Origin of the sequence: Escherichia sp. KTE52 (assembly GCF_000408325.1) — a bacterium.
In the GTDB taxonomy this organism is placed as follows: Bacteria; Pseudomonadota; Gammaproteobacteria; order Enterobacterales; family Enterobacteriaceae; genus Escherichia; species Escherichia marmotae.
The window spans coordinates 2,387,933-2,397,520 of sequence record NZ_KE138680.1 but is presented as its reverse complement, the minus strand read 5'-3'; the positions used below and the strand labels follow the sequence as shown (position 1 = coordinate 2,397,520).

Sequence of the window (9,588 nt, the reverse complement as noted above, 5' to 3'; positions counted from 1 at the left end):
TATTCTTCAATTGCGCCACCACCAACTGGTGGCGCGAATTATAAAACTTACGATAAGTTAAATAGCAGGCAATAATGGTCGACAGACTGGCGGTCGAGAGCAACATAAAAGTCACCATAATCTGATATTTAATCGCCTTCACCGGATCAATCCCGGCAAATATCAACCCGGACATCATTCCCGGCAAACTCACTAAGCCAACCGTTTTTGCTGAATCGACCGTCGGAATTAAAGCCGCGCGAATACTGTCGCGTATTAATATTGCAGACGCCTGCTTCGGTGTCGCACCAAGACTCAATTTTTCCTGGATTTGCTGCTGTTCGCTGATAAACCGCTGCCCGAGATTGTTATAACACAGCCCCACAGCAACCATCGCATTACCAGCAATCATCCCGGCGATAGGGATCACCTGCATCGGGATAAACTCAATCGAACCCGATAAAATCAGCACCGCCAGAGTAATTCCCGCCCCCACCGTAATGGCAATAAACGACGAAACAAAGGCTTTAGTAATATATTTGCTCCGTTTTTGCGCATTCCACGCCGCATTAAAGCAGATAAATAACACCATCAATAATGTCAGGCTGGCATCATCAACACTGAATATATATTTCAGTACATAACCAACGATGAACAGTTGGATTATCGCCCGCCCGACGCTCCAGAGAATATCTTTCTCCAGCGCCAGTTTTTCTTTATGGCTAATTAAGATTGCCACCACCACCAGCATTAATGCCAGCGCCAACGACTCGTTAGTAATATTATGCGTGTTCATAGCGTTCTTCCTGCATTTCTCCGGCATTCGGTTGCAGCATAATTACCTTATCCGCATGATTAATTTCATCTTTGTCGTGTGTCACCCACAGCACAGCAATATTTTGCTCGCGTACATAACGGTGGATCATCTCATTGACGTTACGTTTGTTGCTTTCGTCCAGCGCGCTGGTAATTTCGTCGAGTAATAATACCTTCGGCATAAATTGCAGATTGCGAATCAACGAGATGCGCTGTTTTTCACCACCGGAAAGCTCGGAGACATTTTTAGTCAGGATGGTATCCGGCAAAGCAAAGCGTTCGAAAAAATCGAGAAAAATGGCCGGATCAGGCTGCTGGTTACGGATCTGCCAGGGAAAAATCAGGTTATCGTATACTGTGTCGCCAAACAGAGTTGGCGTCTGGGCACAGTAAGAAACTTGTTGGCGGTAGATTTCCGGCTTTAGTGTGCTGACATCCTCGCCTTCAAACAGTAACGTTCCGCTGGTCGGACTGATTAATGAAGCAACTATTTTTAGCAGCGTACTTTTGCCGCAACCGGAAGGGCCGGTAATTAACTTAAATTCGCCAGCTCGCAGCGAAAAATTAATGTTATTAAGAATCTTCGTATCACCCGCCAGATATCCGACGTTGTGTAACTGAAGCAAAAGACTATTTTCCGGCATTACCCATCCCTTTTTCTGATTTTTACTAAAAACAGTTTATCCTCCACAGTAATAAGGGGGAACTCCCTTTCAGTAATCAGGTATAATTTGTTTAATCAAGCAGCAACTTTGCTCATTATGGACGGTACAACAGGAGGTTTTTCCGATGCTTATCTTTATCCCGATTCTTATTTTTGTCGCGCTGGTGATTGTTGGCGCAGGCGTCAAAATCGTGCCGCAGGGCTATCAGTGGACGGTGGAACGTTTTGGCCGCTATACCAAAACATTGCAACCGGGGCTAAGCCTGGTGGTGCCGTTTATGGATCGCATTGGTCGCAAGATCAATATGATGGAACAAGTACTCGACATTCCTTCCCAGGAAGTTATCTCGAAAGATAACGCCAACGTGACTATCGACGCAGTCTGTTTTATTCAGGTGATTGATGCCCCACGCGCAGCTTATGAGGTCAGCAATCTGGAGCTGGCAATCATTAACCTGACCATGACCAACATCCGTACCGTACTGGGTTCGATGGAACTGGATGAAATGCTCTCCCAGCGCGATAGCATTAACTCGCGCCTGCTGCATATTGTCGATGAAGCCACTAACCCGTGGGGGATAAAAGTCACCCGCATCGAAATTCGTGATGTACGCCCACCGGCAGAGCTGATCTCTTCGATGAACGCGCAGATGAAAGCGGAACGTACCAAACGCGCTTACATCCTTGAAGCGGAAGGGATACGCCAGGCGGAAATTCTCAAAGCGGAAGGTGAAAAACAATCGCAAATCCTGAAAGCGGAAGGCGAACGTCAGTCGGCTTTTTTACAGGCCGAAGCGCGTGAACGTTCCGCCGAAGCGGAAGCCCGCGCCACCCAAATGGTGTCTGAAGCCATTGCCTCTGGCGATATTCAGGCGGTGAACTACTTCGTGGCGCAGAAATACACCGAAGCGTTACAGCAGATCGGGTCGTCCAGTAACAGCAAAGTGGTAATGATGCCATTAGACGCCAGTAGTCTGATGGGGTCGATTGCCGGGATTGCCGAACTGGTGAAAGACAGCGCCAGCGAGCGGGCTAAATCATGATCGCGTTGCTGGTAGTCCACCCGCATATTTTCTGGCTGAGTCTCGGTGGTTTGCTGCTGGCGGCCGAGATGCTGGGCGGCAATGGTTATCTGCTGTGGAGCGGTGTCGCGGCGGTGATTACTGGTCTGGTGGTCTGGCTACTGCCGCTGGGTTGGGAATGGCAAGGGGTGATGTTTGCTGTTCTGACGTTACTCGCCGCCTGGCTGTGGTGGAAATGGCTGTCGCAGCGGGTACGCGAACAAAAGCACAGCGATAGTCATCTAAACCAACGCGGACAACAGTTAATTGGTCGTCGTTTTGTGCTGGAAACGCCGCTGGTCAACGGGCGTGGCCATATGCGCGTTGGCGACAGTTCATGGCCGGTCAGCGCCAGCGAAGATTTAGGTGCAGGCACGCATGTTGAGGTGATTGCGATTGAAGGGATAACATTGATCATCCGTGCGGTCATCGCCTGATGCGACGCTGACGCGTCTTATCAGGCCTACAAAAATATGCCCGAATCGTAGGCCGGATAAGGCGTTTACGCCGCATCCGGCATATAGCCGAGTAGAGGCAAAATTACTCTTCTCGGCCTTTACTCATACTTTTTTGGTCTTCATCCGGATAGTGTTTTTTTAGATATTCCAGGACGTTTTTATTGACCTTATGTTGGGTATACACCCACCCTTTCCAGTAATCAGGCTGGTCCAGGTACACTTCTGGCGGAATGGTAAAATCAGAAAGCGTTAACCATTCGGCTAACAGATCGGGGTTTCGCTTCTGGATCAACTGCAACAGCATGATCAGCGACATAGCAGAGGCAGGAGCCGTACTATCGCCGCTTAAATACTTCCACACCGTGGAACGATTCGAACGAAAAAGGATGGGGAGTAGCGCCCTGTCCAGATTCATTTCATTAAAAATCTTCTCAAATTCATTCATTTAATTTCCCTGCCTGGCGTAAACCTCTTAAAAATTGAGATTTATCAAAGAAACGCATTCTAGCACACATCAGGAACCTCTTCACGTTTAGCCCAGAAACGGAATTTATTTCGCTTATAAAAACAAGTCGTTACTCTTTTTTACAAGGAAATAGCACGAAATGAACTTCATAATTATTTATATAAGAAACAACCAATGTTTCTTTTGGCTAGTGTTTACGCTTACATCGCATAAAAATGCGCTTTACATCACACAAATGGCGGCGTAGATTTCGTTCAAATTGCAACGCATATTATTTCTTATAGAAACAATATTTGTTTTCTTTAGAACAATAAACGTGACTTACTTTGATCGAGAAAAAATGCATGAAATCTGTAAAGTTGTCTTTACTGGCTGTTGTTGTTGCTACCGCGGTAAGTCCATCTGCGTTTGCGGGTGATACTGTTGAGGCAGCAGCGACAGAATTAGCGGCAATCCAGCCAGGAATGTCGCAAATGGAAATTGATCAGAAAATTGGTCGATTTTTAGAAAGGACAGGGAACAGTGCTGCTACACAAAATTATCTAATTGCACATAATTACAAAACTACAACGCCTCAGAAAGCCGATGATACAGCCGCCTCTCCCGTCCAGCCCACCAGTACGCTGAACCCGATAACCAATCAAGCGCAGCTCGACCGCGACAACGGGCAGGATACCGCCATTCAGAACGCGCAGCACACAGCCAACTGGGCATCGCTGAAAGCCGATGACGCGCATCATGCCATTATGGTGGCGCAGACGGATATTGATGCTAATAAAGTCGCCATTGCCGACACCCGCAATGATGTCTCGGTCGTGCAGTCAGATGTCAGCACCTTGAAAGGCGATGTCGTACATGCTCAGTCAGCGGCTGACCATGCCAACATTAACGCCAACACCGCACTGATGAACGGCGTCAAACTTTCTGGTGCCGTGACTGAAAACAAAAACAATATTGAGCAGAACCGTAACGATATTGCCGTTCAGCAGCAACAACTCGACGAAACCCAGAAAACCGTTGCCGACACTGGCGATGTACAGACTGCCGCCCGTTATCAGAGCATGATCGACGCCAGACAGACAGCCGCTACCGATGCACAGCAGCAACAACTCGACACTACACAAAAAACGGTTTCCGCACTTGGCGATGCCCGCACCAGCGCACATTATCAGGAGATGGTTAACGCCAGGCTGGCCACACAAAATGACGCTAATACACGTACCACAGCAGAACAAAAACAAAGAATAGATACCCTCACAACCAACCAGGCAACGCAGCAGCATATCGACAGCGTGCAATACGGGGAGCAAATTCAGCGTCTGGCACAAGATTCAACCCAAACACATGAACAAATTGACAGCCTGACACAAGACGTAACCCAAACGCATCAGCAGTTAACAAATACCCAAAAACGTGTCGCAGATAACAGCCAACAAATCAATTCACTCAATAACAATTTCAGTTCGTTGAAACATGAGGTGGAAGATAACCGTAAAGAAGCTAATGCAGGTATCGCGTCAGCCGTCGCTATTGCTTCACAGCCTCAGGTTAAGACAGGTGATTTTATGATGGTGTCTGCCGGAGCGGGTACATTTAATAATGAATCTGCGGTATCTGTCGGTGCTTCGTTTAACGCTGGAATTCATACAGTAATTAAAGCGGGTGTCTCTGCAGACACACAATCTGATTTCGGCGCGGGTGTCGGCGTGGGATATTCTTTCTAAATTTTATAGCGATTTCTTATTCGCAATATTTCTCAATTCTTTAAGGTTAATAATGATGAATAGCACCATTAAATCGTTTTCCCTGCTGACTATTATCTTACTGGCTGGCTGTAGCTCCCCCACTTCCCGTATCGCAGATTGCCAGGCGCAGGGCGTCAGCCATGACACCTGTTATCTTGCAGAACAGCAGCGCCAGGCGGCTATTTTAAGTGCATCCGAGGCGCAGGCTTATAAGAACGCAGAAGCCGCACAACACGCCCAGGCCGCTAAAAAATCCATTTATAAAGGTTTTGGTCTCACCTTTAGAATGAGCAGTAAAAACTTTGCTTATCTCAATGATTCATTATGCGCGATTGATGAAGATAATAAAGATGCCACCGTATACCAGTCTGGTCTTTATAACGTGATTGTTTATCACCATACAGGGAAAGTCGCATTAATGAAGGAAGGCCAGTTTGTGGGCTATTTAAAATGAAGAATGAAAAAAACCAACTCTGATGCATATTATGATTATTGGTGCATTTATCTTTGCGTTCTTACAAGTTGTTTTATTAGCCTCCCTGGTTCACGCTGTTAATGCCAGCAACGCAATCCAGGAAGGTTTATTTCAGTCGGGACGCATTATGGTAGAAAGTTTGCAGCATATTCTTTCTGTGCAAACGGGGATTAACTGATTTTTCACCCCGCCCGATGATGGCAGCAGCCGGAGAGATTTTCGATAATCGGGCAGTCGGCGCTGTCATCGCCGGGGCAGGCGTTTGCCAGCGCCAGCAACTGGTCGCGCATGGCTTGCAATTCCTCAATATGCCGTTCGATCTCCGCCACTTTCTCCAGCGTGCGCCGTTTTACGTCGGCGCTGTGTCGCTGCGGATCGTTAAACAGGTTCACCAGCTCTCCGCTCTCTTCCAGGTTAAAGCCCACCTGGCGCGCCTGGCGCAGTAACGTCAGTTCGTTGAGATGTTGCTGCGTGTAGGTGCGATAGCCGTTTTCGCTGCGCATTGGCGGTGTCACCAATCCCTTCTCTTCATAGAAGCGGATGGCTTTGCTGGTCAGGCCGGTAATTTTTGCCACATCGCTAATGTTCATCGTTCGCGCAACGCCTCCTGTGCTTTGTTAAAGGGTTTCAACAGATAATCCAGCACGCTCTTTTTGCCCGTGCGGATATCTACTGTCGCGACCATACCTGGGAATATCGGAAACTGTTGTTTATGTTTATTTTCCAGATGGTTGCTGAAGGTGCGAATGTACACCCGATAGTAATAAACATCGCGCCGCACTTCATCCTGAATGGTGTCCGGTGAGATCACCGCCACTTCTCCTGGCAAGCCGCCGTAGATGGAGTAATCGTAAGCGGTTATTTTCACCAGCGATTTTTGCCCCGGATGGATAAATGCCACATCGCGCGGGGAGATTTTTGCCTCAATCAGCAGTTGCTCATCCAGCGGCACGATAGTCATCAGTTTACCACCGGGGGCGATGACGCCGCCAACTGTGGTAACGTCAATGTCCTGGACAATGCCACGTACCGGCGCGGTAAAATTGAGCCTGGTGAGAGAATCTTCCCGCCCACGGATCACCGAGCGCTGGGTTTCCACTTCCGCATTGGCTTTTGCTAACTCTTCCCGCGCCTGAACGTAATACTGTGTACGCACGTCGTTAAGTTTGTTTTCCAGTTCATTAGCCTGGCGCTGTAAACGCAGCACTTCCACGTTGCTCGCCGCCCCTTGTTTCACCAGCGGCTGGGTCATTGCCAGTTCACGATTGACCAGACTAATCCCTTGCGTCAGTCCGGTGGTGGCTTTGCTTAACCCTTCACGGCGGGTGTTGTATAACGCCGTTTCTGATTCGATAAGTTCGGGAAATTTATTCAGTTCGTCAGGGAACACCAGCGGTTTATTGCTGACTTCCGCCCGCAACCGCGCCGAGGTTGCCAGCGCTGCGTACAGCCGCGACATCGCTTCCTGTACGTCGGATTCAGTTTTGGTGCGGTTAAGCTGCGCCAGTGGCTGACCCTGTTCGACAATATCGCCCACCTTCACGTCGAGATGATACAAAATGCCGCCTTCCAGCGACTGCACCACCTGTTCGCGCCCGGAAGGTTCTACGGTGCCGCTGCCGGTAGTCACTTCATCAAGCTGGAAATACCACGCCCAGCCGAGAAAACAGAGCAGCATCACTGCGGTAACGCGAACTGCCAGCGCCGATCGCGGCAGATGCGGTTCATTAAGGCCACGGTTGTATTGCATTTGTCCGTTCATGCGGCAGACCCCTTATTCTTCTCCTGTAACACCACGCGTCGCGCCGTGGGTTCGCCCTGCTCACGCAAAATGGCCTCTTTCGCACCGTCCATGACAATCCGCCCCTGATCCATCACGATTATCCTGTCCACCAGTTGCAGCATCGCCGTGCGGTGAGTGGCGATGACCAGCGTGCGATGGCCAATCCACTGTTTCAGTTGTTCGATTAAGTGCGCTTCCGCCATTTCATCCAGCGAGGCGCTGGGTTCGTCGAGCAGGACAATATTGGGTTGAGAGATGAGGAGCCGCGCCAGCAGCAGCGTTTGCCGCTGACCGCCAGAAAGGCCAAATCCCCCTTCCTGAATCATGTAGTTGAGTCCGTTTTTCTGCTTCTGCACAAAAGGCAGCGCCCCGCTGAGGATTAACGCGCGTTCGATATCTTCATCGCTGGCCTCTGGCATCCCCATGGTGAGGTTTTCCCGCAGCGAGCCGAAGAACAGTCGCCCGGTCTGGCTGAGTAGCCCCATGTCGCGACGCAAATCCGCCGGATCAAGCTGCCCGATGCTGATGTTATCCAGCAGCACCTGCCCCTGCTGGGCGATACGCATTCCGGCGAGCATTTGCAGCAGCGTCGATTTACCCGCGCCGTTGCGCCCGAGAATGGCGATTTTCTCTCCGGCCTGAATGTTGAGTTTGCCGATTGCCACATCGGCAATCTTCTCTTCTTCGTCGTAATAAAACACCGCGTTGCTGAACTGATAATTACCGTGCAGCACCGCTTTATGCACCAGTTTGCCGTGTTCCGGCTGATCCACCGGGCGCTTCATCAGTTCATCGAGGCCATTACGCGCCACTTTCGCCTGCTGCCAGCGCGACAGCACGCCGGAAATCTGCGACAGCGGCGCAATGGTGCGCGAAGCCAGGATCGTCGTCCCGACCAGTGCGCCGGTGGTCATGTCGCCGTTCATCACCATAAAGCAGCCCACCAACAGCACCACCACGTAAACGATGGACTGCACTTCCTGAGTCCAGGTAAGCAGCAACCCGGTGAGAAAGCGTTGCTTCATGCTGATGGACGAGGCCACGTCGTTGGTGTGGTTCCACTGATTCTGGAAACGCTGTTCGGCGCGCAACAGTTTAATATCTTCAATCGACTGCACGGCCTCCACCAGCGTCGCGTTGCGTACCGCCGATTCGCGCATCCCTTCGTTCGCCAGCCGCGCTAACGGGCGTTGTACCAGCAGGCCGGGGATCACCAGCAACGGCAGCGCCAACAAAACCACCAGCACCAGCCAGCCGCCAATCATCCACAGAATAAAGACAAACAGCAGGAAGAACGGCAGGTCTGCCACCGCGCCGATGGTGGTGGAAGTAATAAGCTCCCGCACCGATTCCAGTTCACGGATCTGCGAGATAAACGATCCGGTGGATTTCGAACGCACGTTATTTTTCAGCCGTAATGCGTGGCCAAAAACGCGATCCGAAATACGCAGATCCGCCCGCTTGCCAATCACATCGGAAAGATGTGTGCGCACCATGCGCATACAAAACTCAAACAGGATCGCCATCATCACCCCGGCGAACAGCACCCATAGCGTCGGGTACGACTGCGCCGGAACCACGCGGTCGTAAACCTGCATCGAGAAAATCATCGCCGCCAGCGCCAGCACGTTCGCCACCAGTGACGCCAGCATAATATCGCCGTAGCGCCGCCAGTCTTTCAGCGACAGATTCCAGAACCAGTTCGCCTGATACGGGCGAATATAGTCATCTACCCGCGCATCAGGGATGGCGCTGAGTGGTCGCAGCAGCGCCAGTTCGACGATTTTGTCTTCAACATCCGCGACGTTAAGCGTAGTTTCCAGCCCTTCGTCACCGCTGAACTGAATGCTGATATTGTCGTGGTTGTCGCGCCGGGTGATCACGCCGACCTGCTGATTATCAAACACCACAATCAACGGCAGCCGCCAGGGGTTAAGCGAATCGGCGGAAAACTCGACCAGCCGCAGCCCCATCCCCAACTGCCGCGCCATGTCGGTGAGTAACTCCTCCCGTTTACTGTCGCGCTCCCAGTTGACGGTCGCGCGCACGTTCTCCTGAGAAAAATCAAGTCGATAATAGCGCGCCACGGCGATCATCGCCTCCAGCCAGGCTTCCACGGACTGGGCATTTTTTTTCATTAT

11 protein-coding genes are annotated in these 9,588 nt (G+C 50.6%); 5 read left to right on the top strand and 6 right to left on the bottom strand.

All coding sequences use genetic code 11. The features are described from left to right. Positions 1-775 (bottom strand): iron efflux ABC transporter permease subunit FetB (gene fetB, locus A1SC_RS00800; RefSeq protein ID WP_016263012.1); only part of this gene is annotated, 775 nt, incomplete at its 3' end. After that, positions 762-1,439: an iron efflux ABC transporter ATP-binding subunit FetA gene (fetA, locus tag A1SC_RS00805; protein ID WP_001114841.1), complete on the bottom strand. Its 678-nt coding sequence runs from the start codon at positions 1,437-1,439 to the stop codon at positions 762-764. The genes fetA and fetB, both read right to left, overlap by 14 nt. A 145-nt stretch (positions 1,440-1,584) precedes the next feature. Between fetA and A1SC_RS00810 the strand changes: the two genes are divergently transcribed. Both A1SC_RS00810 and A1SC_RS00815 read left to right on the top strand, forming a co-directional pair. Beyond that, on the top strand, positions 1,585-2,502 hold the full coding sequence (locus tag A1SC_RS00810; protein ID WP_000904499.1) for an SPFH domain-containing protein: 918 nt from the start codon (positions 1,585-1,587) through the stop codon (positions 2,500-2,502). Beyond that, positions 2,499-2,957, top strand: a complete 459-nt coding sequence (locus tag A1SC_RS00815) for an NfeD family protein (protein WP_016248431.1) — start codon at positions 2,499-2,501, stop codon at positions 2,955-2,957. Before A1SC_RS00810 ends, A1SC_RS00815 begins: the two co-directional genes overlap by 4 nt. A 103-nt stretch (positions 2,958-3,060) precedes the next feature. On the opposite strand, the gene A1SC_RS00820 is transcribed toward A1SC_RS00815, so the two are convergent. Next, entirely contained in the window at positions 3,061-3,423 is a 363-nt protein-coding gene (locus A1SC_RS00820; RefSeq protein ID WP_001001646.1) for a hypothetical protein, read from the bottom strand. 485 nt (positions 3,424-3,908) lie between these two features. Here A1SC_RS00820 and A1SC_RS00825 point away from each other — a divergent pair, with 485 nt between their 5' ends. The 3 genes from A1SC_RS00825 to A1SC_RS25565 are packed head-to-tail and all read left to right on the top strand — an operon-like array spanning position 3,909 to position 5,842. Further along, positions 3,909-5,168: a YadA C-terminal domain-containing protein gene (locus A1SC_RS00825; protein WP_232019556.1), complete on the top strand. Its 1,260-nt coding sequence runs from the start codon at positions 3,909-3,911 to the stop codon at positions 5,166-5,168. A 52-nt stretch (positions 5,169-5,220) separates the two neighbouring features. Beyond that, positions 5,221-5,643, top strand: coding sequence for a hypothetical protein (locus tag A1SC_RS00830; RefSeq protein ID WP_001515911.1), 423 nt, complete (start codon positions 5,221-5,223; stop codon positions 5,641-5,643). A gap of 31 nt (positions 5,644-5,674) precedes the next feature. Continuing rightward, positions 5,675-5,842, top strand: a complete 168-nt coding sequence (locus A1SC_RS25565; protein WP_166697395.1) for a hypothetical protein — start codon at positions 5,675-5,677, stop codon at positions 5,840-5,842. A 4-nt stretch (positions 5,843-5,846) separates the two neighbouring features. On the opposite strand, the gene cueR is transcribed toward A1SC_RS25565, so the two are convergent. From cueR to A1SC_RS00850, 3 genes are read right to left on the bottom strand one after another with little or no spacing between them, the layout of a single operon-like run. Further along, positions 5,847-6,254, bottom strand: coding sequence for a Cu(I)-responsive transcriptional regulator (gene cueR, locus A1SC_RS00840; protein WP_001026744.1), 408 nt, complete (start codon positions 6,252-6,254; stop codon positions 5,847-5,849). Continuing rightward, positions 6,251-7,426 (bottom strand): HlyD family type I secretion periplasmic adaptor subunit, encoded by a 1,176-nt coding sequence (locus A1SC_RS00845; protein WP_001014334.1) that lies wholly within the window; start codon positions 7,424-7,426, stop codon positions 6,251-6,253. Before A1SC_RS00845 ends, cueR begins: the two co-directional genes overlap by 4 nt. Next, a complete protein-coding gene (locus A1SC_RS00850) occupies positions 7,423-9,585 on the bottom strand; it encodes a type I secretion system permease/ATPase (RefSeq protein ID WP_016263009.1) in 2,163 nt (720 codons plus the stop codon). Before A1SC_RS00850 ends, A1SC_RS00845 begins: the two co-directional genes overlap by 4 nt. Positions 9,586-9,588: the final 3 nt, after the last annotated feature.

Coding starts and splice junctions, on each gene's coding strand:
- cueR (WP_001026744.1), bottom strand. CDS start 6,254: ATGAACATTAGCGATGTGGCAAAAATTACCGGCCTGACCAGCAAAGCC.
- A1SC_RS00810 (WP_000904499.1), top strand. CDS start 1,585: ATGCTTATCTTTATCCCGATTCTTATTTTTGTCGCGCTGGTGATTGTT.
- fetA (WP_001114841.1), bottom strand. CDS start 1,439: ATGCCGGAAAATAGTCTTTTGCTTCAGTTACACAACGTCGGATATCTG.
- A1SC_RS00845 (WP_001014334.1), bottom strand. CDS start 7,426: ATGAACGGACAAATGCAATACAACCGTGGCCTTAATGAACCGCATCTG.
- A1SC_RS00850 (WP_016263009.1), bottom strand. CDS start 9,585: ATGAAAAAAAATGCCCAGTCCGTGGAAGCCTGGCTGGAGGCGATGATC.
- A1SC_RS00820 (WP_001001646.1), bottom strand. CDS start 3,423: ATGAATGAATTTGAGAAGATTTTTAATGAAATGAATCTGGACAGGGCG.
- A1SC_RS00825 (WP_232019556.1), top strand. CDS start 3,909: ATGTCGCAAATGGAAATTGATCAGAAAATTGGTCGATTTTTAGAAAGG.
- A1SC_RS25565 (WP_166697395.1), top strand. CDS start 5,675: ATGATTATTGGTGCATTTATCTTTGCGTTCTTACAAGTTGTTTTATTA.
- A1SC_RS00830 (WP_001515911.1), top strand. CDS start 5,221: ATGATGAATAGCACCATTAAATCGTTTTCCCTGCTGACTATTATCTTA.
- A1SC_RS00815 (WP_016248431.1), top strand. CDS start 2,499: ATGATCGCGTTGCTGGTAGTCCACCCGCATATTTTCTGGCTGAGTCTC.